Origin of the sequence: Agromyces sp. CCNWLW213 (assembly GCF_037199545.1) — a bacterium.
Taxonomy (GTDB): domain Bacteria; phylum Actinomycetota; class Actinomycetes; order Actinomycetales; family Microbacteriaceae; genus Agromyces.
In genome coordinates this window covers 109,111-130,759 of record NZ_JBBBDX010000007.1, presented here as the reverse complement: position 1 = coordinate 130,759, position 21,649 = coordinate 109,111, and the positions used below count along the sequence as shown (strand labels likewise).

At 72.8% G+C, this 21,649-nt stretch carries 20 protein-coding genes; 4 read left to right on the top strand and 16 right to left on the bottom strand.

Going from position 1 to position 21,649, the window contains the following annotated elements:
- Positions 1-66 precede the first annotated feature (66 nt).
- Positions 67-1,971, top strand: coding sequence for a dynamin family protein (locus WBQ80_RS13895; protein ID WP_336572970.1), 1,905 nt, complete (start codon positions 67-69; stop codon positions 1,969-1,971).
- Positions 1,968-3,632 carry a dynamin family protein gene (locus WBQ80_RS13890; RefSeq protein ID WP_336572971.1) on the top strand — a complete coding sequence of 555 codons (1,665 nt, stop codon included), beginning with the start codon at positions 1,968-1,970 and terminating at the stop codon, positions 3,630-3,632. Before WBQ80_RS13895 ends, WBQ80_RS13890 begins: the two co-directional genes overlap by 4 nt.
- Positions 3,633-4,073: 441 nt before the next feature.
- Here WBQ80_RS13890 and WBQ80_RS13885 read toward each other — a convergent pair whose 3' ends face one another.
- From WBQ80_RS13885 to WBQ80_RS13860, 6 genes are all read right to left on the bottom strand, one after another.
- Positions 4,074-4,880, bottom strand: a complete 807-nt coding sequence (locus tag WBQ80_RS13885; RefSeq protein WP_337282583.1) for an SseB family protein — start codon at positions 4,878-4,880, stop codon at positions 4,074-4,076.
- The gene (priA, locus tag WBQ80_RS13880) at positions 4,864-5,610 is read right to left on the bottom strand and encodes a bifunctional 1-(5-phosphoribosyl)-5-((5-phosphoribosylamino)methylideneamino)imidazole-4-carboxamide isomerase/phosphoribosylanthranilate isomerase PriA (protein ID WP_336572973.1); all 747 of its coding nucleotides are present in this window, start codon (positions 5,608-5,610) and stop codon (positions 4,864-4,866) included. The genes WBQ80_RS13885 and priA overlap by 17 nt, the downstream gene beginning before the upstream one ends.
- Before the next feature lie 102 nt (positions 5,611-5,712).
- Complete coding sequence (gene hisH / locus WBQ80_RS13875) at positions 5,713-6,351, bottom strand: imidazole glycerol phosphate synthase subunit HisH (RefSeq protein WP_337282582.1); 639 nt, start codon at positions 6,349-6,351, stop codon at positions 5,713-5,715.
- On the bottom strand, positions 6,348-6,962 hold the full coding sequence (hisB, locus tag WBQ80_RS13870; RefSeq protein WP_336572975.1) for an imidazoleglycerol-phosphate dehydratase HisB: 615 nt from the start codon (positions 6,960-6,962) through the stop codon (positions 6,348-6,350). The genes hisH and hisB overlap by 4 nt, the downstream gene beginning before the upstream one ends.
- Before the next feature lie 46 nt (positions 6,963-7,008).
- The gene (locus tag WBQ80_RS13865) at positions 7,009-8,106 is read right to left on the bottom strand and encodes a histidinol-phosphate transaminase (protein ID WP_336572976.1); all 1,098 of its coding nucleotides are present in this window, start codon (positions 8,104-8,106) and stop codon (positions 7,009-7,011) included.
- A gap of 70 nt (positions 8,107-8,176) precedes the next feature.
- The gene (locus tag WBQ80_RS13860; RefSeq protein ID WP_336572977.1) at positions 8,177-8,554 is read right to left on the bottom strand and encodes a LysM peptidoglycan-binding domain-containing protein; all 378 of its coding nucleotides are present in this window, start codon (positions 8,552-8,554) and stop codon (positions 8,177-8,179) included.
- A 147-nt stretch (positions 8,555-8,701) separates the two neighbouring features.
- On the opposite strand from WBQ80_RS13860, the gene lexA reads away from it, so the two are divergent.
- On the top strand, positions 8,702-9,502 hold the full coding sequence (gene lexA, locus WBQ80_RS13855; RefSeq protein WP_442892723.1) for a transcriptional repressor LexA: 801 nt from the start codon (positions 8,702-8,704) through the stop codon (positions 9,500-9,502).
- 79 nt (positions 9,503-9,581) lie between these two features.
- On the opposite strand, the gene metE is transcribed toward lexA, so the two are convergent.
- From metE to hflX, 3 genes are all read right to left on the bottom strand, one after another.
- Entirely contained in the window at positions 9,582-11,927 is a 2,346-nt protein-coding gene (gene metE, locus WBQ80_RS13850; RefSeq protein ID WP_336573154.1) for a 5-methyltetrahydropteroyltriglutamate--homocysteine S-methyltransferase, read from the bottom strand.
- Positions 11,924-12,910, bottom strand: a complete 987-nt coding sequence (locus WBQ80_RS13845) for a methylenetetrahydrofolate reductase (protein ID WP_336573152.1) — start codon at positions 12,908-12,910, stop codon at positions 11,924-11,926. Before WBQ80_RS13845 ends, metE begins: the two co-directional genes overlap by 4 nt.
- A gap of 284 nt (positions 12,911-13,194) precedes the next feature.
- Positions 13,195-14,724: a GTPase HflX gene (hflX, locus tag WBQ80_RS13840; RefSeq protein WP_336573151.1), complete on the bottom strand. Its 1,530-nt coding sequence runs from the start codon at positions 14,722-14,724 to the stop codon at positions 13,195-13,197.
- Between the two features lie 41 nt (positions 14,725-14,765).
- Between hflX and WBQ80_RS13835 the strand changes: the two genes are divergently transcribed.
- Positions 14,766-15,377 carry a class I SAM-dependent methyltransferase gene (locus tag WBQ80_RS13835; protein ID WP_336573150.1) on the top strand — a complete coding sequence of 204 codons (612 nt, stop codon included), beginning with the start codon at positions 14,766-14,768 and terminating at the stop codon, positions 15,375-15,377.
- A 24-nt stretch (positions 15,378-15,401) separates the two neighbouring features.
- Here the strand turns inward: WBQ80_RS13835 and dapF are convergent, their stop codons facing one another.
- The 7 genes from dapF to WBQ80_RS13800 all read right to left on the bottom strand — a co-directional run bounded on the left by dapF (position 15,402) and on the right by WBQ80_RS13800 (position 21,647).
- Positions 15,402-16,286, bottom strand: coding sequence for a diaminopimelate epimerase (gene dapF, locus WBQ80_RS13830; protein ID WP_336573149.1), 885 nt, complete (start codon positions 16,284-16,286; stop codon positions 15,402-15,404).
- A 77-nt stretch (positions 16,287-16,363) separates the two neighbouring features.
- Positions 16,364-17,287, bottom strand: coding sequence for a tRNA (adenosine(37)-N6)-dimethylallyltransferase MiaA (miaA, locus tag WBQ80_RS13825; RefSeq protein ID WP_336573148.1), 924 nt, complete (start codon positions 17,285-17,287; stop codon positions 16,364-16,366).
- Between the two features lies 1 nt (position 17,288).
- Positions 17,289-18,890, bottom strand: coding sequence for a tRNA (N6-isopentenyl adenosine(37)-C2)-methylthiotransferase MiaB (gene miaB, locus WBQ80_RS13820; RefSeq protein WP_336573147.1), 1,602 nt, complete (start codon positions 18,888-18,890; stop codon positions 17,289-17,291).
- Positions 18,891-18,912: 22 nt separating this feature from the next.
- Complete coding sequence (locus tag WBQ80_RS13815) at positions 18,913-19,680, bottom strand: regulatory protein RecX (RefSeq protein WP_336573146.1); 768 nt, start codon at positions 19,678-19,680, stop codon at positions 18,913-18,915.
- 17 nt (positions 19,681-19,697) lie between these two features.
- The gene (gene recA / locus WBQ80_RS13810) at positions 19,698-20,768 is read right to left on the bottom strand and encodes a recombinase RecA (RefSeq protein WP_336573145.1); all 1,071 of its coding nucleotides are present in this window, start codon (positions 20,766-20,768) and stop codon (positions 19,698-19,700) included.
- Between the two features lie 260 nt (positions 20,769-21,028).
- A complete protein-coding gene (locus tag WBQ80_RS13805; RefSeq protein WP_336573144.1) occupies positions 21,029-21,259 on the bottom strand; it encodes a DUF3046 domain-containing protein in 231 nt (76 codons plus the stop codon).
- Positions 21,260-21,332: 73 nt separating this feature from the next.
- Positions 21,333-21,647, bottom strand: a complete 315-nt coding sequence (locus WBQ80_RS13800; RefSeq protein ID WP_336573143.1) for a helix-turn-helix domain-containing protein — start codon at positions 21,645-21,647, stop codon at positions 21,333-21,335.
- Positions 21,648-21,649 lie beyond the last annotated feature (2 nt).

The following is a 21,649-nucleotide window of genomic DNA, read 5'->3' as shown; positions in this document are numbered from 1 at the left end:
TGCGAACGCACCGGGCCGATTCGGCTGCAGTCTGCTTGAATCGAAGGACCGAAGGGGAGTGCAACGGTGCAGCAACTCATCGAACTCGTCGACCGCGGCATCGCCCTGGCCGGCAGCGGCGACCGTCCCGACCTGCGCCGCCGGCTCGAGCAGACCCGCGACCGCCTGAACGACCCGAACATCCGGGTCATCGTCGTCGGCGAGTTCAAGCAGGGCAAGAGCCAGCTCATCAACGCCCTCGTGAACGCCCCGGTGTGCCCCGTCGACGACGACATCGCGACCGCGGTCCCCACGACGGTCCGCTACGGCGAGCGCGCCTCCGCATCGGTGCTCTCCACGAGCGCGATCGGCGGGACGATCGAGGCCGACGGGCGATCGCAGCGCACCGAGATCCCGATCACCGACCTGGCCCGCTACGTATCCGAGCGCGGCGGGCGAGGCACCGAGACGGACGTCGCCTCCGCCGAGGTCCTGCTTCCCCGCAAGCTGCTGCGCAACGGCCTCACGCTCATCGACTCCCCCGGCGTCGGCGGCCTGAACTCGGCGCACGCGATCACGACCCTCGCCGCGCTCCCCGCGGCGCACGCGATGCTCTTCGTGTCGGATGCGTCGCAGGAGTACACGGAACCGGAGATCCAGTTCCTGCGGCACGCGATGCGGATCTCGCCGAACGTCGCGTGCGTGCTCACGAAGATCGACCTGTACCCGCAGTGGCGGCAGGTCGAGGAACTCGACCGCGGGCACCTGCAGTCCATCGACCCGACGATCCCGATCTTCCCCGTCTCGTCCAACCTCCGCCTCGCCGCACTGCAGGAGTCCGATCCCGAGTTGAATGCCGAGTCGGGGTTCACCGAGCTCGTCTCCTACCTCCGCCGCGACGTCGTCGGCAAGGCGGAGCTGCTGCAACGACGCTCGGCGGCCGCCGACCTGGTCTCCACGACCGACCACCTCCGGCTGTCCCTCGACTCCGAGCTGAGCGCGCTGCTGAGCCCGGAGAAGACGCCCGAGATGCTGGCCAGGCTCGAGACCACCAAGGCGCGAGCCGATGAGCTCCGGCGCAACTCGGCGCGTTGGCAGACCACCCTGAACGACGGCGCGACCGATCTCATCGCCGACATGGAGCACGACCTGCGCGACCGGCTCCGCACCATCCAGCGCGAGGCCGAGGAGGCGATCGACGAGGGCGATCCCGGTCCCGTGTGGGACGAACTCGTCGACTGGTTCGAACAGCGGGTCTCATCGGCGGTCACGGACACGTTCGTGTGGACCCAGGAGCGCGCCCAGTGGCTGTCGGCGAAGGTCGCACAGCACTTCAACGAGGAGGAGGTGACCCTCCCGCAGATCCACGTGGACGACACCCACGAGGTCCTCGACGCGGTCGACGCCATGTCCGGGCTCGACCCGGGCCGGATGGGACCGATGCAGAAGTTCTACATCGGCCTCCGCGGCTCGTACGGCGGCGTGCTCATGGTGGGCATCATCACGAGCATCATCGGGATGTCGCTGATCAACCCGCTCTCGCTCGCGGCGGGTGCGGTCATCGGGCGCAAGGCCTACAAGGAGGACGTCGAGAACCGGCTGCAGCGTCGCCGAAACGAGGCGAAGACGCTCATCCGACGGCAGGTCGACGAGATCATCTTCCAGGTCGGCAAGCAGTTGCGCGACCGGCTGCGACTCGTGCAGCGCATCACGCGCGACCACTTCACGGCCATCGCCGACGAGCACCACCGGTCCCTGGCCGACTCGGTCCTCGCCGCGCAGAAGGCCGCGAACATGTACGCGAGCGATCGCGACAAGCGCGTGCAGCAGCTGCGAAGCGATCTGCAGCAGGTCGACGCGCTCTCCAGCCGGGCGAGGGCCATCGACGGCGCGACCCCGGCGACGGGCACCCCGCGCCACTCCAGCTCGGCCGCGCCGCCGGCGGGCACTGCGACGGGCGCCGGCACGACCACCGCCAGCGGCACGGCGTGAACGCACGTCTCCTGGAGCAGACGAACGAGCTCCTCGAGCTCGCCGCCGATCACTGCCGGGGTGACGCCGTGGCGCTCGGGCGCATCCGGGCGCAGCAGGAGCGACTGCGGGAGCCGCTCCGGGTGGCCATCGCGGGCATGGTGAAGGCGGGGAAGTCGACCCTGCTCAATGCCGTGATCGGCGAGGAGATCGCGCCGACCGACGCGGGCGAGTGCACCCGGGTCATCGTGTGGTACCGCCACGGGCCGACTCCGCGCGTCACGGTGCACCTGCGGAGCGGCGAGCAGCGACATCTCCCCGTGCGCCGCCCGGACGGCCGGCTCGCCATCGAGTTCGCGCCGGCCACGCCCGAGGAGGTCGAGCGCGTCGTCGTCGAGTGGCCGTCGAAGCGGCTGGAGGACGTGACCCTCATCGACACCCCCGGCATCGCCTCGCTCTCGCCCGACATCTCGGCGCGCTCCGCCGCGTTCCTCACGCCCGCGGCGTCGCCCTCCGCGGCCGACGCCATCGTCTACCTGACCCGGCACATGCACGCCGCGGACGTCGGCTTCCTCTCCGCGTTCCACGACACGGCCGTCGCGAGGTCGCGCACGGTGAACGCGATCGCGGTGCTCTCGCGCGCCGACGAGATCGGCGCCGGACGCATCGACGCGCTGCTCTCCGCCCGGTCCATCGCCGAGCGGTACCGCAGCGACGGCTCCCTGCGCTCCCTCGCGCTCGACGTGGTCCCGGTCGCCGGCCTGCTGGCGCAATCGGCGCGCACCCTGCGCGAGCAGGAGTTCGACGCGCTGCGCCGTCTGGCACGGCTCGGGCGCACGGCCCGCGAACGGATGCTCGTCTCGGTCGACCGCTTCGTGCGCGACGACGCCCCCGTCGACCTGACCGCGGAGGAACGTCGCAACCTGCTGCAGCGCTTCGGCATGTTCGGCATCCGGATGGCCTCCGTGTCGATCCGGGCGGGCTTCCACGACTCGACCTCGCTCGCCGACGAGCTGTACCGGCGCTCCGGCATGGAGGACCTCATCCACCTCGTGGGAGGTCAGTTCCGCTCGCGCGCCGACGCCCTGAAGTCCAGTTCGGCGCTCGCCGCGCTGCGCGCGCTGCTCGCCGACCGGCCGCCCGCGGCGGCCTCGCTCATCGAGCGCTCGATCGAACGGCTGGAGTCCAACGCGCACGAGCTGCGGGAACTCGCGCTCCTCTCGACGGCGCGCACGAGCGACCTGGGCCTGGGGCGGACGGAGTCGGCCGAGGCCGAGCGGCTCATCGGGGCCGCCGGCACCGCTCCGGCCGACCGCCTGGGACTGCCGCCCGACGCGGCCGAGGAGGAACTGCACCGAGCGGCCACCTCCGCACTGCAGCGCTGGCGCGCGCTCGCGGGCAGCCCGCTCCTCGACCGATCGGCCGCCGAGGCGTGCGACGTGGTCACGCGCAGCTGCGAGGCCCTCGTGATCGCCACGGGACCCGTCTCAGTCGAGCGGCGCCGGCTCCACCTTGCCCGCAGTGCGGAACCAGCGACGGGCGGCGGGGAGCAGCTCGGCGATCCATCCGGCGACGGCGAGCGCCAACCCGCCGACCAGCATCGCCTCCACGGCGATGCCGAACTCGGCCACGGTGAGGAAGGCGCTGCCGACCACGACCGCACCGGCGTGCACCACGAGTAGGACGAGCTGCCACCAGCGCGCTCCTCCCCTGCGGTTCAGCACCATCGCGAGCAGGATCCCCTCGACGGTGACGACGACACCGAGGCTCGCGAGCGCGGTCCAGTAGATCACGTCCACGAACGACGAGATGGAACCCGCCTCGTACCCGGGTGCCAGGCGCAGGAGCGTCTCCTCGAGCTCGCTCGCGATGGTCTCCTGCGACAGGAACGCGATGAGCATCGCCACCGCGGTCGCCGCGAAGCTGAACAGCCACAGCACGCGCGCGACCGTGATCGACGAGGGCGGCGGCACGTTCTTCAGCACGGGTGGCGGCCGCTCGTCGGACAGGCTCGGCCGTTCCGGCGGCGCGAGGGCGCTGGTGTCGTCGCCCGAGTCGTCGGCCGCGGTATCGTGCCGCAACGGACGCTCGTTCCCCCCGGAGGCGTCGCTCATGCCGTCAGCCTACGGCAGCACTCCGGTCGAGGGAGGTCCCGCGCCGTCGCCGGTGAGGCGCACCGTGAGCGAGTCCACGCCGGTCGCGATCACGTCGTCGGCGGCCCAGCGCCGAGCGAGGCGCGCGGTGACGGCGTCCAGCTCGACCCTGGTCAGGCCGGCGACGAGCCTGATGCGGACCACGAGCTCCGGGCCGCGGAGTCGTGCACCGGCGTCGCCCGGCATGAGGTCGACGCCCACGACGGCCAGCTCACCCGCGATGGAGCGCTCGAACGCCTCACGCACCGCGTCGGACTCGTGGGGCGGCCGCCACGGCTGCTGCTGCGCGACCGCCCACACGGCGGGTCGGCGCAGCACGAACTCGGTCGGACTGGCGGGATCGAGCACCACGAGCTCGGTGCCGTCGTCTGCCGCGGCGAGCGCCACGCGCACGCCGTCGGCGGGCACCGGACGGGCGAGCGGGTTCCAGCGCGACATCGCCTCGACGGAGCCGAAGACGGGCAGGACCCGCCGACCGTCCGGGCCCTCGACCGTGACGATCGAGAGCTCCTGGCTCTTGTCGACGGCGTGCCCGTGGGCTCCCACCTCGGTGCCGCCGTCGCCGAGTTCGGCGAGCAGCGGGATCAGCAGTCGCGACGTGCCGAACGCCGCGACGACGTCGGCCGCGCCGCCGTCGCCGGAGCGGAAGCGCTCGAGGGCGGCGGCGAGCTCGGGCGGCATCCGCCCGTCGTCGCCGGCGTGCGGGTTCGACTGGAACGACCGACCGGCCCACGGCCGACCGGCGGAGTCGCCGGCCGGGTCAGTGGGAGGCGACATCCAGCGCCTCGGGCAACGTGAACGCGCCCGCGTAGAGGGCCTTGCCGATGATGGCGCCCTCGAGGCCCTGCGGCACCAGCTGGCGCAGGGCGGCGATGTCGTCGAGGCTCGAGACGCCGCCCGACGCGATGACCGGCCGGCGCGTGCGCTCCATGATCTGGCGCAGCAGGTCGAGGTTCGGACCCTGCAGGGTGCCGTCCTTGGTGACGTCGGTCACGACGTAGCGGGCGGCCCCGGCCTCCTCGAGGCGCTCCATGACCTGCCAGAGGTCGCCGCCGTCCTTGGTCCAGCCGCGCGCTGCGAGGGTGTGGCCGCGGACGTCGAGTCCGATCGCGATCGCGTCGCCGTACTGCGCGATGACGGAGGCCGCCCACTCGGGGTTCTCGAGCGCGGCGGTGCCGAGGTTGATGCGCTTGGCGCCGATCTCGAGCGCGTGCTCGAGCGACCGGTCGTCGCGGATGCCGCCGGAGAGCTCGACGTTCACGCCGCGGACCTGCCGGATCACCTTCTTCAGGATGCCGGCGTTCGAGCCCCGCCCGAAGGCGGCGTCGAGGTCGACGAGGTGGATCCACTCCGCGCCCTGGTCGGCCCAGTCGGCGGCGGCGTCGACGGGGTCGCCGTAGCTGGTCTCGGTGCCCGCCTCGCCCTGCGTCAGGCGGACCGCCTTGCCGCCCGCCACGTCGACTGCCGGAAGCAGTACCAGGCGGGGGCTCTTGCTGAACTCACTCATCACTGTCCTCGAATCGGATGCCGCGAGGTTCGCGACTTCGGCACAGTCACAGCATCCTAGTCCGCTGCGGGCCGGTCATGACGAACCGAAGGTCCGTGGCCGTCAGGCGAACGACCCGATCCAGTTCGCGAGCAGGCGGATGCCGGCATCCGACGACTTCTCGGGATGGAACTGCGTGGCCGAGAGGGGGCCGTTCTCGACGGCCGCGAGGAACCGCCCGCCGTGCTCCGCCCACGTCAGCCTCGGCTTCGGGAACGGCGGCATGACGTCGAGGTGCCAGTCCTGCGCCGCGTACGAGTGCACGAAGTAGAACCGCTCGTGCTCGAGGCCGGCGAACAGCACGGAGCCCTCGTCGGGCTCGACGGTGTTCCAGCCCATGTGCGGCAGCACGTCGGACGGCAGCTCGCGAACGGTGCCGGGCCACTCCCCCAGCCCCTCGGTGTCGACGCCGCGCTCGACGCCGTGCTCGAACATCACCTGCATGCCCACGCAGATGCCGAGCACGGGGCGACCGCCCGCGAGGCGACGGTCGATGAGCTCGTCCCCGCGCACCGCGCGGAGACCGTCCATGACCGCGGCGAAGGCCCCCACCCCCGGCACGAGGAGGCCGTCGGCCTCCATCACGGCACGCCGGTCGGCGGTCAGCCGGACGTCGGCCCCGGCGCGCTCGAGCGCCTTCGCGGCCGAGTGGACGTTGCCCGACCCGTAGTCGAGCACGGCGACGCTGGGGGTGCGGCTCACAGCGCGCCCTTCGTGGAGGGGATGCCCGTGACGAGCGGGTCGTGCGCCTTCGCCTGGCGGAACGCGCGGGCGAACGCCTTGAACTCCGCCTCGGCGATGTGGTGCGGGTCGCGACCGCCGAGCACGGTGACGTGGACGGTCAGCCCGGCGTTGAACGCGATGGCCTCGAAGACGTGACGCACCATGGAGCCGGTGAAGTGCCCGCCGATGAGGTGGAACTCGTAGCCGGGGGGCTCGCCGGCGTGGACGAGGTACGGTCGGCCGGAGATGTCGACGACGGCCTGCGCGAGCGCCTCGTCGAGCGGCACGAGCGCGTCGCCGTACCGGGAGATGCCGCGCTTGTCGCCGAGCGCCTGGCGGATCGCCGTGCCGAGGACGATCGCCACGTCCTCCACCGTGTGGTGGACGTCGATCTGGATGTCGCCCCGGGCGCGCACGGTGAGGTCGGTCAGCGAGTGCTTCGCGAACGCCGTGAGCAGGTGGTCGAAGAACGGCACCGTGGTCTCGATGTCGCTCGTGCCCGTGCCGTCGAGGTCGATGGAGAGGTCGATGCTCGATTCGCTCGTCTCGCGCTGCACGCGCGCGGTGCGCCCGGGGCGGTCGGTGGTCATGCGGTCATCCTATTCCGCGGGTCCGTGGGGTCGCCGTACGGCGCGGTCAGGTGGCCGAGGCGGATGCGGCCGGCGTGAACGCCGCCATCGCCTCGAGGAACGCGGTGGTCTCGGCCTCGGTGCCCGCGGTGACGCGCAGGCACCCCGGCAGACCGATCTCGCGGATGAGGATGCCGCGCTCGAGCAGCGCCTCGAACACGGCGTGCGGGTCGTCGACCCCGCCGAAGAGCACGAAGTTGGCTCCGCTGCGGTACGGACGGTAGCCGAGTGCGGCGAGCTCGCGCGCGATGCGGTCGCGCTGGGCGCGGATCTCGTCGACCATCGCGAGCATCTCGCCGGCGTGAGCGAGCGCGCCCAGCGCGGCCGCCTGGGTCAGCGCCGACAGGTGGTACGGCAGCCGCACCAGCCGGAGGGCATCGACGACGGCCGGGTCGGCGGCGAGGTAGCCCACGCGGGCGCCGGCGAAGGCGAACGCCTTGCTCATCGTGCGGGAGACGAGCAGTCGCGGACGCCCGGGCAGCAGGCCGAGCGCGCTGGGCGTGCCCGGGTCGGCGAACTCCTGATAGGCCTCGTCGACCACGACGATTCCGCGGGCGGCGTCGGCGACCGCCTCGACGGTCTCGCGGCCGAGCGGCGTGCCGGTCGGGTTGTTGGGCGAGCAGAGGAGCACGAGGTCGGGATCGTGCCGCTCGACCGCGGCGACCGCGGTCTCGGGCGTGAGCTCGAAGTCCGCGTCGCGGTCGGCGGTGACCCAGGCGGTGCCCGTCCCCGAGGCCAGGAGGCCGTACATCGAGTAGGTGGGCGCGAAGCCGAGTGCGGTCCGGCCCGGCCCGCCGAACGCCTGCAGGACGTGCTGCAGCACCTCGTTGGACCCGTTGGCCGCCCAGAGCTGCTCGGGCACGAGGCCGTGCCCCAGGTAACCGGCGAGCGCGACGCGGAGGTCGGCGAACTCGCGGTCGGGATAGCGATTCAGGCCGATGATGGCCGCCGCGACGCGCGCGACGATGTCGTGGGCGACGTCCTCGGGGATGGGGTGCGTGTTCTCGTTGACGTTCAGCGCGACGGGCACGCGCTTCTGCGGTGCGCCGTACGGGGACTTGCCGCGCAGGTCGTCGCGGATGGGCAGGTCGTCGAGACTCGTCACCGATCAATGCTATCCGCGCCGCGCCGGCGCCCCGCCGAGTGCGGCGCCGGGTGACGCAGCGCCCCGCGGCTCAATCGAGGACGGGAAGGGCGAGTCGCTGCCCGGGCTGCACCACGGCGTCGGACATGCCGTTCAGCCGCATGATCTCGAGGATCACCTCGCGCGGGTCCTCCGACGGTGCGACGGATTCGGCGATCCCCCACAGCGTGTCGCCGGCGCCGACGACGACGGTCTCGAACACGACGGGCGCCGAGCCGTCGTCGATGCCCGCCACGGCCCCGCCGGAGGACAGCGTGCCGACGAGGACCCCGGCGAGGATCGGCAGGGCGGCCAGCACCGTGACGACCCCGCGGCCGCGACGCGTCAGGCGCAGTCGGGTACGGGGGCCCGCCCCGGCGAATCCGGTCACCGACGCACCGGCGGTCGACCCCATCAGCACTGCACTCATTCCGCACCTCCTCGGGAGAGCCCGCATCCGACCCTCGGCCGGGAGGGCCGGATGCGAAGCTGTGTTCCGAATATATCTTCGAACAATCGCCCCTGCAAGGACCGCGGGTGGGAGTTTCGGCCCGGATCGCGCGACACACTCGAACAGATGTTTGTCGCGAGCACATCAGGCGGATACAGTTTCGAATGTCCGACGACAGTCGAACACCGACCACCGACATCCGGGCCATGGCGGCCCCGACGAGAGGCCAGCACCGTGAGCATCGACATCGACCGGGCACCCGGCGCAGGCGGTCGTTCACGTCGGCGCAAGGGGCTCAGCGCGAAGCAGGTGGCCATCCTCGAGGTCATCCGCGACTCGGTCGCCGAGCGCGGCTACCCGCCGAGCATGCGCGAGATCGGTGACGCCGTGGGCCTCTCCTCGCTCTCGAGCGTCACCCACCAGCTCAACCAGCTCGAGCTCGCCGGCTACCTGCGACGCGACCCAAACCGGCCCCGCGCGCTCGAGATCCTCATGGACGCACCGGGCACCGAGCCGCGCCAGCCGACGGTCGCCGAGGCGCCGACGATCGGCGACGCGACCATGGTCCCGCTCGTGGGCCGGATCGCCGCGGGCGTGCCGATCACGGCCGAGCAGCAGGTCGAAGAGGTCTTCCCGCTCCCCCGCCAGCTCGTCGGCAAGGGCGAGCTGTTCATCCTCAAGGTCGTGGGCGACTCGATGATCGATGCGGCCATCTGCGACGGCGACTGGGTCGTGGTGCGCTCGCAGCCGACGGCCGAGAACGGCGAGATCGTCGCGGCCATGCTCGACGGCGAGGCGACCGTGAAGGTACTCCGGCAACGCGACGGGCACACCTGGCTGCTTCCCCGCAACACCGCATTCGAGCCCATCCTCGGCGACCATGCCGAGGTGCTCGGCAAGGTGGTCGCGGTCCTCCGAGCCGTCTGATTCACGGCCCGGCCGGGCCGGCGGCGCACGAGCGGCGGATGCCGCAGCCGACGCCGCGTCACCCGCCCCCGTCCGCCGACTAGCCGGCGCTCGCGCCGATCGCCACGCCCGCACGCACGGCGCGCGTGGCCTCGACGATGTTCGCGAGCGACGCGACGGTCTCGTCGTAGCCGCGCGTCTTCAGACCGCAGTCCGGGTTCACCCACAGGCGGCCCGCGGGCACCCCGCCGACCGCGCGCTCGAGCAGCGCCCGCACCTCGTCGACGCTCGGCACGCGCGGCGAGTGGATGTCGTACACGCCCGGACCGACGCCATGGTCGAACCCGCTCGCGGCCAGGTCGTCGACGACCTCCATGCGACTGCGCGCCGCCTCGATCGACGTCACGTCGGCGTCGAGGCGTCGGATCGCGTCGATCACGACGCCGAACTCGGAGTAGCAGAGGTGGGTGTGCACCTGCGTCGCCGGCGCCGCGCCACCCGTCGCCAGGCGGAACGAGCCGACCGACCACTCGAGGTACGCGGCCTGGTCGGCGCGCTTCAGCGGCAGCAGCTCGCGCAGCGCCGGCTCGTCGACCTGGATCACCCGGATGCCGGCGGTCTCGAGGTCGGCGATCTCGTCGCGCAGCGCGAGCGCGACCTGGCGCGCGGTGTCGCCGAGCGGCTGGTCGTCCCGCACGAACGACCACGCGAGGATCGTCACCGGACCGGTGAGCATGCCCTTGACCGGCTTCCCGGAGAGCGACTGCGCGTAGGCCGACCACTCGACCGTCATCGGCGCGGGTCGCGACACGTCGCCCCACAGGATCGACGGGCGCGTGCAGCGCGAGCCGTACGACTGCACCCATCCGTGCTGCGTGACCGCGAAGCCGTCGAGCAGCTCGGCGAAGTACTGCACCATGTCGTTGCGCTCGGGCTCGCCGTGCACGAGCACGTCGAGGCCGAGGTCCTCCTGCAGGCGGATGACGCGTGCGATCTCCTCGCGCATCAGCTCCCGGTACGCGGCATCCGTCAACTCGCCCTTCACGAGGCGGGCTCTGGCGCGGCGGATGTCGGCGGTCTGCGGGAACGACCCGATCGTGGTGGTCGGCAGCGCGGGCAGGTCGAGGTCCTCCTGCGCCGCCGCCCGCGACTGGTACGCGACGCGCGAGAAGGCGGCGGCGTCGAGCGCGGCCAACCGGTCCCGCACGGCCGGCACGCGCACCCCCGGTGCGGCGGTGCGGTCGGCGAGGGCCTCGGATGCCGCGTCGAGCTCGGCGGCGATCGCCTCCCGGCCCTCGGCGAGTCCCCGCGCGAGCACGGCGATCTGCGCGACCTTCTGGTCCGCGAAGGCGAGCCAGCTCGAGAGGCGGGGGTCGAGCGCGGACTCCTCCTCGACGTCGTGCGGCACGTGCAGCAGCGACGTCGACGTCGACACGGCGACCGAGCCGGAGCGCGACCGCAGGGCCTCCGCCCGCTCGAACGCGCGGTCGAGGTCGCCGCGCCAGATGTTGTGGCCGTCGACGACGCCCGCGACGAGGGTCTTCGCGGCCAGCGCCTCCTCGGTCACGGGATCGAGCCGCGCGGGCAGGTCGCCGCGCACGAGATCGAGCGCGATCGCCTCGACCGGCGTCGCCGCGAGAGCGGGCAGGGCGCCGTCGAGCGAGCCGTACGGCGCGGCGACGAGGATGGCCGGACGGTCGTCCGCCGCGCCCAGCGCGTCGTATGCGGCCGCGGCCGCCTCGAGCACGCGCTCCCGCGCCTCGTCGAGGCTCTCGCTCACGAGCGCGGGCTCGTCGAGCTGCACCCACTCGGCACCGGCCGCCGCGAGTTCGGCGAGGAGGCGCGCGTACACCGGCACCAGGTCGGCCACGCGGTCGAGCGGGCGGAAGCCGTCGGGCGCGTCATCCGCCGCCTTGGCCAGCAGGAGGAACGTGACCGGACCGACGAGCACCGGGCGCGTGACGAAGCCTGCCTCGCGGGCCTCGCGGACCTGCGCGACGAGCGCCTCGGCGTGCGGCGCGAACGCCGTGCCGGGCCCGATCTCGGGAACGAGGTAGTGGTAGTTGGAGTCGAACCACTTCGTCATCTCGAGCGGCGCATCGGCGCCCTCGCCGCGCGCGACCGTGAAGTAGCCGGCGAGGTCCAGGCTGCCGTCGGAGCCGCGGAGCCGCTCGAAGCGCGTGGGCACCGCGCCCACCGCGACCGCGGCGTCGAGCACCTGGTCGTAGTAGGAGAAGCTCTCGGGGATCGCCGAGTCGGTGCGGCCGAGGCCGAGGGAGGCGAGGCGCTCGCGTGTGGCGGCCCGGAGCCCGGCGGCGGTCCGCTCGAGCTCGTCCGCGTCGATGCGGCCGGCCCAGAACGCCTCGACGGCGTGCTTGAGCTCGCGGCGGCGCCCGATGCGGGGGTAGCCGAGGATGGTTCCTGCGGGGAAGGCGGGTGCGGTCATCGTTCTCTCGTGTTCCTCTCGGTTCCCGCGTGGGCGGGCGTACGGATGCCGAGCCGGTCCAGGACGGCGAGCACGGCCTCGTGGCGGTTGAAGGTGTACAGGTGGAGGCCGGGTGCGCCGCTGTCGAGCACCTCGCGGGCGAGGTCGGCGGCGAAGCCGACCCCGAGGTCGAAGAGCGCGTCGGCGTCGGGCTCGATCTCGAGCGGGATCGCGAGCTCGCTCGGCGCCGGCACGCCCGTGAGCTCCTGGAGCCGGGCCAGCCGCCCGGGGGTCGTGACGGGCATGATGCCGGGCAGGATCGGGATGGTCACGCCGCCCCGGCGCGCCCGCTCCACGAACCCGAGGTAGTCGTCGGCGTGCCAGAACAGCTGCGTGATCGCGAGGTTCGCGCCGGCGACCTCCTTGGCGAGCAGCACGTCGACGTCCTGGCCGATCCCCCGCGAGCGAGGGTGGCCGCTCGGGAACGCGGCGACCGCGACGCGCTCCGGGCGCGGACGCTCGAGGATGCGCGTCGCGCCCGGGATGCCGGGGATCCCGGCCTGGCCGAACGGCTCGCGCTCCTGCTGGACGCGGTGGATGAGCTGCACGAGCTCCGCCGCGCTCTTCAGGTCGCCGAGGCCCGACTCGGGTCCGGCACCCGCGGGCGGGTCGCCGCGCAGCGCGAGGAAGCTCGTCACCCCGGCGTCGAGGAACTCGCGCACGAGCCGGTTGGCCTCGGCGTGGCTCGACCCGACGCACGTGAGGTGCGCCATAGGCTCCACGTCGGTGTGCTCGAGCATGTACCGGAGCACGGTCAGCGACCGGTCCCGCGAGGACCCGCCCGCTCCGAAGGTCACCGAGATGAACGCGGGGTCCACCTCGGCGAGCCGGTCGATCGTGCGGCCGAGGGCCAGCGCCGCGGCATCGGTCCGCGGCGGGAACAGCTCGAACGAGATCGGCGGCCGAGGCCGACGGTCGCCGTCGTCGGGTCCGGTTCCGGTCATGGTGCTCCAGGTGGCGGATGCCGCACCGGCCGGTCGGACGCGCGGCACGCCGCGCCCGACCGGCCGTCTCGGCCGGTGGGTCTCGCGGGCGGGTGCCGGGCTCGGCGGTCGCTCCAGGCGGGCGGCATCCGGCCGCTCGCCACGATCAGGTGCGACGATACGCCCGGCGCGGGACGTCCGGGCAGGTTGTTACGACGCGTGACCGCCCGCGCCGCCGGTCACGCGCGCGAACGCCGACGGCCCGGCCGACGCGTGGTCGGTCCGGGCCGTGCGGTGATCGGAGGCTACGCGAGCGCGCCCATGCGGAACTCGGCGAGCTGCGCGGCCTGCTCGGGCGAGGCCAGGGCGCGGATGCGGGTGCCGTCCTCGACGTACTCGGTGGAGAGCACCCGGCCGGTCTCGTGGAGCGTCGACACGACGTCGCCGCGGTCGTAGGGCACGAGCAGGTCGACCTCGACCGCGGGATCGGGCAGCATGCGGCCGATCGCCTCGAGCACGGCGGGCACGCCCTCGCCCGTGCGCGCCGACGCGAACACCGCGTTCGGCTCGAGTCCCTGCAGCACCAACCGGTCCTCGGGCGTGATGAGGTCGGCTTTGTTGAAGACGACGAGCTCGGGGATGTCGCGCGCGCCCACCTCGCCGATGACATCGCGCACGGTCGCGATCTGGCTCGCGGGATCGGGGTGCGCCGCGTCGACGACGTGCACGATGAGGTCGGCGTCGGCCACCTCTTCGAGCGTCGACCGGAAGGCCTCGACGAGCTGGTGCGGCAGGTTGCGCACGAAGCCGACGGTGTCGGCGATCGTGTACACGCGGCCGTCGGCCGTCGTGTTCCGGCGCACGGTCGCGTCGAGCGTCGCGAACAGGGCGTTCTCGACGAGGACGCCCGCCCCCGTCATGCGGTTCAGCAGGCTCGACTTGCCGGCGTTCGTGTAGCCGGCGATCGCGACCGACGGCACGGCGTTGCGCTTGCGGTTCGCCCGCTTCGCGTCGCGTGCCGGCTTCATGCCCGCGATCTGCTTGCGCAGGCGTGCCATGCGGGAGTGGATGCGGCGGCGGTCGAGCTCGATCTTCGTCTCACCGGGACCGCGGGAACCCATGCCCGCACCCGCGCCGCCGACCTGGCCGCCGGCCTGGCGCGACATCGACTCGCCCCAGCCGCGGAGGCGCGGGAGGAGGTACTCGAGCTGGGCGAGCTCGACCTGCGCCTTGCCCTCGCGGCTCTTGGCGTGCTGGCTGAAGATGTCGAGGATGACGGCGGTGCGGTCGATGACCTTGACCTTCACCGCGTCCTCGAGCGCACGCCGCTGGCTCGGTGCGAGCTCGGTGTCGGCGACGACCGTGTCGGCGCCGAGCGCCGCGACGATGTGCCGCAGCTCCTCGGTCTTGCCGCGGCCGAGGTACGTCGACGGGTCGGGGTGCGGACGGCGCTGGAGCACGCCGTCGAGCACGCGCGCGCCGGCGGTCTCGGCGAGGGCCGCGAGCTCGCGCATGGAGTTCTCGGCGTCCTCGAGCGAGCCCTGGGCGTACACGCCGATGAGCACCACGTTCTCGAGCCGCAGCTGCCGGTACTCGACCTCGGTGACGTCCTCGAGCTCGGTCGACAGCCCGCCGACGCGGCGGAGCGCCGCGCGCTCCTCGCGGTCGTACTGCTCGCCGTCGTAGCCGTCGCCCTCGGCGAGGCGGTCGAGGCCGTCGCGCTGGATGGACGTGGCGTCGCCGCCGCCGAAGCGCGCGACGCCGGCGCGCGTCTCGGCGCTGCGCAGCACGCGCTCGACGGCGTCGTCTGAGGTCTCGTGTGCAGCGTCGTTCATCTGGTCCAGCCTACTTCCGTTCGTGCGATAGGTTCCCGTGTATGCCGCAGGAGCACTACTTCTCGTCGAAGCCCGCCGACGACGGCTCGCTCCGCACCGTCCCGGTCCGGCTCGCCGGTCGCGACGTCGAGGTGCTCACCGCGGGGGGCGTGTTCAGCCCCGGTCATGTCGATCTCGGCACCCAGGTGCTCCTCGGCGAGGTGCCCCGGCCTCCGGCATCCGGCCACCTGCTCGACCTCGGCGCCGGGTGGGGGCCGATCGCGCTCACCCTGGGCTTCGAGGCGCCGGATGCCGCGGTGTGGGCGGTGGACGTGAACGAACGGGCGCTCGACCTGGTCCGGAGGAATGCGCGGCGTCTGGGCCTCGGCAATGTCAACGCGGCGCTGCCCGACGATGTTCCCGCCGAGGTGCGGTTCGCCGCGATCTGGTCGAACCCCCCGATCCGGATCGGGAAGGCCGAGCTGCATGCGATGCTCCGCCGGTGGCTGCCGCGGCTCGAGACCGGCGCGAAGGCCTGGCTCGTGGTGCAGAAGAACCTCGGGGCCGACTCGCTGCAGCGGTGGCTCGCGGACGAGCTCGGCGAGGACTGGACCGTGGCCCGCGCGTCCACGTCGAAGGGCTTCCGCGTGCTGACCGTCACGCGCGAGGCCTGACGCGCCGCCCGGGCGGCTGCCCGGTCAGGCGAGGCTCAGCACGCCGTCGAAGACGAGCTCGGCGGGCCCGGACAGCAGCACGTGCTCCCCGTCGGCCTCGGCGACCATGCGCACGCCGACGACGCCGCCGGGCACCTGCACGACCCACTCGTCGAGCGCGGCCTCCCCCGCCCAGTACCGCACGGCCAGCGCCGAGGCGACCGCACCCGTGCCGCACGAGAGCGTCTCACCCGAGCCCCGCTCGTGCACGCGCATGCGGATCCGGCCGCGACCTCCCTCGACGAGCGGTTCGGCGGGCACGACGAACTCGACGTTCGCGCCGGCCGGCGGCGGCGGGTCGAGGATCGGCAGGTAGGCGAGGTCGAGCCCCTCGAGCTCGGCGTCGTCGGCGAGGGCGACGACCACGTGCGGATTGCCGACGTCGATCCCGAGCCCGGGGCGCGCGACCGGCAGGTTCTTCGCCCGCACGAGCGGCTCGCCGCCGTCGAGGCGCCACACGCCGAGGTCGGCCTCGAAGCCGCCGCTGCCGAGGGCACGGACCCGGCGCACGCCCGCGCGCGTGCCGACCGCGATCCACTCGTCGGCGCCGAGCTCGACGAGGCCCTGGTCGATGAGGTAGCGCACGAAGACGCGGATGCCGTTGCCGCACATCTCCGACGGGCTCCCGTCGGCGTTCCAGTAGTCCATGAACCACGTGGCGGCCGGGTCCTCGGCGAGCGCGGCGGCGCCGTCGGCGAGGTGCTCCGAGCGCACGGCGCGGATCAGGCCGTCCCCGCCGACGCCGAAGTGCCGGTCGCACACCGCGGCGATGCGCATCGGCGTGAGTTCCGTCTCGCCCTCGGGGTCGCTGAAGAGCACGAAGTCGTTGCCCGTGCCGTGTCCCTTGGTGAAGCGGAGATCGAACGCCATCGCACCAGTCTAGGGAGGCGGGCGTGGCCGCCGTGCCGCACCGGCGGCGGTCGCGCGCCGGGAGCTGCCGGTGCCGCTCAGGCGGTCGCGGCCGCCTGCCGGGCCGCCTCCGCGGCGACCGCGTCCCGGTCGTCGGCGTCGACCACGGATGCCGCGGCGTACCGCCGGAACCAGCCGACCTGTCGTCGGGCGTAGGTGCGCGTGAGCGCCTGCGTCTCGGCGATCGCCTCGGCCTGCGTCATCCGGCCGTTCACCTCGGCCAGGGCCTGGGCGTAGCCGATGGCCTTCCGCGCGGTGATCCCGCGCTCGAGGCCGAGGGGGATGAGCGAGCGCACCTCGTCGACGAGGCCCGCCGCCCACATGTCGAGCACCCGCGCGTCGAGCCGCTCGACCAGCCGTGCGCGGTCGGCGCGCAGGTGCACGATGCGATGCAGGCGCCACGGGACGGGCTCGTCCGGCAGTCGGGCGGCCTTGGGCTCGCCGGTGAGCTCGATGACCTCGAGCGCGCGCACGATGCGCCGGCCGTTCTGCGGGTCGACGGATGCCGCGGTCTCGGCGTCGAGCTCTCGCAGGCGCCGGTGCAGCAGGCCGGGTCCGACCTCGTCGAGCTCGCGCTCCAGGCGCGCCCGGATCGCGGCATCCGTGCCCGGGAACCGCAGGTCGTGGATCACGCTCGAGACGTACAGCCCCGAGCCCCCGGTGAGCAGCGCGACGCCGCCGCGCGCGACGATGTCGTCGACGGCCGCGCGGGCCGAGCGCTGGTACGCCGCGACGGAGGCCTCGTCGGTGACCTCGAGCACGTCGAGGAGGTGGTGCGGCACGCCCTCCCGCTCGTCGACCGCGAGCTTGGCGGTGCCGATGTCCATGCCCCGGTAGAGCTGCATGGCGTCGGCGTTCACCACCTCGGCGAACCCGCCGCGGGCGGCGAGGGCGTGCGCGACGTCGAGCGCGAAGCGCGACTTGCCGGTGCCCGTGGCGCCGACGATCGCGATGAGGGTCACGTCAGCGCTGTCCGTCGGTCGCGTCGTAGATCGGCATGGTGGCGACGCCCGGCGACGTGAGCGGCTCGCGGCCGATGCGGAGCGTCGGCAGGCCGAGCGAGACCCGTCCGGGGCCGGACGCCGCCGACCCGGCCGTCGTGGGCACGCCGCAGCTCTCGGCCTGCGCGCGGTCCCACGCGTCGCCCGCTCGCGTGCGACGGATGCGGAGCGGTGCCCCGTCCGGCGCGTCGGCGAGCAGGTGGAACGGCGCCGCGTGGCTGATCGTGACCGACACCACGTCGCCCGGCCGTGGCAGCTCGGAGCCGTCGGGCACCTCGAAGTGGACGAGCCGGCTGTCCTCAGCGCGGCCGCTGAGGCGGTGCGTCTCGGCGTCCTTCTTGCCCTCGCCCGTGGAGACGAGCACCTCGACGGGGGTGCCGACGAGGGCGCGGTTCTCCTCCCAGGAGATGCGCTCCTGCAGGGCGGTCAGGCGGTCGTAGCGCTCCTGCACGACCTCCTTCGGCACCTGGTCCTCCATGGTCGCGGCGGGAGTGCCGGGACGGATCGAGTACTGGAAGGTGAACGCGGAGGCGAAGCGCGCGGCCTCGACGACCCGGAGGGTCTCCTGGAAGTCCTCCTCGGTCTCGCCGGGGAAGCCCACGATGATGTCGGTCGAGATCGCCGCGTTCGGGATGCGCGCACGAACGCGGTCGAGGATGCCGAGGAACTTCTCGGAGCGGTACGAGCGCCGCATCGCCCGGAGGACGCGGTCGGAGCCGGACTGGAGCGGCATGTGCAGCTGCGGCATGACGTTCGGCGTCTCGGCCATGGCGTCGATGACGTCGTCGGTGAACGCGGCGGGGTGGGGACTCGTGAACCGGATGCGCTCGAGGCCGTCGATGCCGCCCGCGGCGCGCAGGAGCTTGCCGAAGGCCCGGCGGTCGCCGAACTCGACGCCGTACGAGTTCACGTTCTGACCGAGGAGCGTGACCTCGATCGCGCCGTCGTCGACGAGCGCCTGGATCTCGGCGAGGATGTCGCCGGGGCGGCGGTCCTTCTCCTTGCCGCGGAGCGCGGGGACGATGCAGAAGGTGCAGGTGTTGTTGCAGCCGACCGAGATCGACACCCATCCCGAGTAGGTCGAGTCGCGCTTGGTCGGGAGGGTCGAGGGGAAGACCTCGAGCGCGTCGAGGATCTCGAGCTGCGCCTCGTCGTTGTGGCGTGCGCGCTCGAGCAGGCTCGGCAGCGAGCCCATGTTGTGCGTGCCGAACACCACGTCGACCCAGGGCGCCTTCTCGAGGATGACGTTCTTGTCCTTCTGGGCGAGGCAGCCGCCGACGGCGATCTGCATCCCCTGATGCCGGCGCTTGACGCCGGCGAGGTGGCCCAGGTTGCCGTAGAGCTTGTTGTCGGCGTTCTCGCGCACCGCGCACGTGTTGATCACGACGACGTCGGGCTCGACGCCCTCGGCGCGGACGTAGCCCGCCGCCTCGAGCGAGCCGCTCAGGCGCTCGGAGTCGTGCACGTTCATCTGGCACCCGTAGGTGCGGACCTCGTAGGTGCGCGGCGCGGCCTGCGCGGCGGCGCCGCCGACCGGGCGCGTGGCCTCGTGGATGGTGCTCATGATCGCACCAGTCTACGAGCCGTCACTCGTCCTCGGCGTCGAGCGCGAGACGGACCGCCTCGCGCACGACCTCGCTGCCGTATCCGCGGCGGAGGAGGAACGCGGTGAGCCGTCGATGGGCCACAGCGCGGTCGAGGCCCGCCAGCTGGCGGGCGCGGCGTTCGGCGATGACGGTCGCGTGCTCGAGCTCGACGTCGGGATCGAGCGCCTCGAGCGCCGATCGCGCGAGCTCGCCGTCGATCCCGCGACGGCCGAGTTCGTGGAGGAGCGCGCCGCTCCCCCGTCCGCGCCGGACGCCGTGGCTGTGCACGAGCTGCTCGGCGAGGCGCCGATCGTCGAGGTAGCCCAGCCGCACGTACCGTTCGATCCACTCCTCGGCCTCGTGGTCGTCGAGGCCGTGCTCGGCGAGCGTCGCGCGGACCTCGGCGACCGAGAGCGAGGACCGGCGGAGGCGCGACACGATGAGCCGGTCGATGCGCTCATCGCGCTCGACCCCGGTCTCGTCCTCGAGCTCGTCGCGGACCACGGCGAGGCGGTGGGTCGCGCGATCCGGGCCGCGCCGCGCGGACGTCTCGTCGAAGGTGCGCCCGCGCCGACCTCGACCCACGGGATGCGCTGAGCCCATCGACGGGCCGGTCGTTCGGTCGCCCCCGGACCGACCGGACGCGTTGCCGTCGGCGTCGGCGACCTCGGCCTGCGTGGGGGCATCGTCGCCGGGCTCTCCCGGCGGCGGTGCCGCCCACGGCAGGTAGGTCACCGGCGCCAGGCCGTCGTTCCGTTGCTCGCCCATACGACCCGGATTCGGACTCAGGCGCCCTTGCGCTTGGACGCGATCGACTCGACGTTCGCCACCGGCGCGACGGGAGCGGCGCCGCCCGCAGGCTGGCCGATGCCGAGCTTCACGAGGATCTTGCGCTCGATGTCGGCGGCGATGTCGGGGTTCTGGAGGAGGAAGTTGCGCGCATTCTCCTTGCCCTGCCCGAGCTGGTCGCCGTCGTAGGTGTACCAGGCCCCGGACTTCTTCACGATCCCCTGGTCGACGCCGTAGTCGATGAGGCTGCCCTCGCGCGAGATGCCGACGCCGTAGAGGATGTCGAACTCGGCCTGCTTGAAGGGCGGTGCCATCTTGTTCTTGACGACCTTGACGCGCGTGCGGTTGCCGACCGCCTCGGTGCCGTCCTTCAGGGTCTCGATGCGACGGATGTCGAGCCGCACGGAGGCGTAGAACTTCAGCGCCTTGCCGCCCGCGGTCGTCTCGGGGCTGCCGAAGAACACGCCGATCTTCTCGCGGAGCTGGTTGATGAAGATCGCCGTCGTCTTGGTCTGGTTGAGGCCACCGGTCAGCTTGCGCAGCGCCTGCGACATGAGCCGCGCCTGCAGGCCGACGTGCGAGTCGCCCATCTCGCCCTCGATCTCGGCCCGGGGCACGAGCGCCGCGACCGAGTCGATCACGACGAGGTCGATGGAGCCGGAGCGGATCAGCATGTCGGCGATCTCGAGCGCCTGTTCGCCCGTGTCGGGCTGCGAGACGAGGAGCGAGTCGATGTCGACGCCGAGCTTCTTGGCGTAGTCGGGGTCGAGCGCGTGCTCCGCGTCGATGAACGCGGCGATGCCGCCCGCGCGCTGGACGTTGGCGATCGCGTGGAGGGTCAGGGTGGTCTTGCCGGAGGACTCGGGGCCGTAGATCTCGATGATGCGGCCACGCGGGAGACCGCCGACACCGAGGGCGACGTCGAGCGCGATGGAGCCGGTGGGGATGACCTCGACCGGGGCGCGTTCCTCGCTGCCGAGGCGCATCACCGAGCCCTTGCCGAACTGTCGGTCGATCTGGGCGAGTGCGGTCTCGAGGGCCTTCTCGCGGTCTGCAGGGGATGGCATCGGGGTGCTCCTTCGTGGTCGTTGCGGCTGCCTCTAGGCTGTCGGTCCGCGTGCCGGGCCGTGACCCGGCACGTCTCGCGACAAGGCGTTGGCGGTGTGTTCCGACGCATCGACCGTACGGCCGGCCACCGACACCCGCCCCCTGCGAGGAGCCGGACGTGGATGGATGCGACATCCCTTCCGTTGTGCAGGAGCCTATCGCGGGATCCGAACGGATGTTCGACATCCGGATCGGCGTGTCGAACGCGTCTTCGGAGCCCTCAGCGCCGGTCGCCCGGCACCGGGCGACCGGCCCCGTACCACCGCGACTCGGGCACGTCGGTGGCCCGGCACACCGCCAGCCACACCTCGCGCGGCGACGCGCCCGCCGCGAGCGCCTCGGCGGCGGTGCGCCCGCCGAGATCGGGCAGGACGAGGTCGTTCACGACCACCGTGCCGTAGCCCGCGCCGAACTCCTGCTCGACGGCGAGGTTGAACTCGCTTCGCTTCACTTGACCCCTCCGGACATGGCTGCGGCCGGTCCGAGGACCGGCCGCAGCAGTCGAGCTTGGATGGACGTGGGCGTCAGCGGACCATGATGTCCGCGTCGAACTCCGCCATGAGGTCGTCGGGCAGGCTGTCGGGAACCGACGGCGTGCTGAGGCCCTCGAGGACCGCGATGCGGTCGCCGACCTCGTGCATGATCACCGAGATCGGCGTGTCGAGTGCTTCGGCCACCGAGGCGAGGATCTCGCTCGAGGCCTCCTTCTGCCCGCGCTCGACCTCGCTGAGGTAGCCGAGTGCGACGCTCGCCTTGCTGGCGACCTGGCGGAGGGTGCGCCCCTTCTGCAGGCGGAAGTCCCTCAGCACGTCGCCGATCTCCTGTCGAACCAGAACCATCG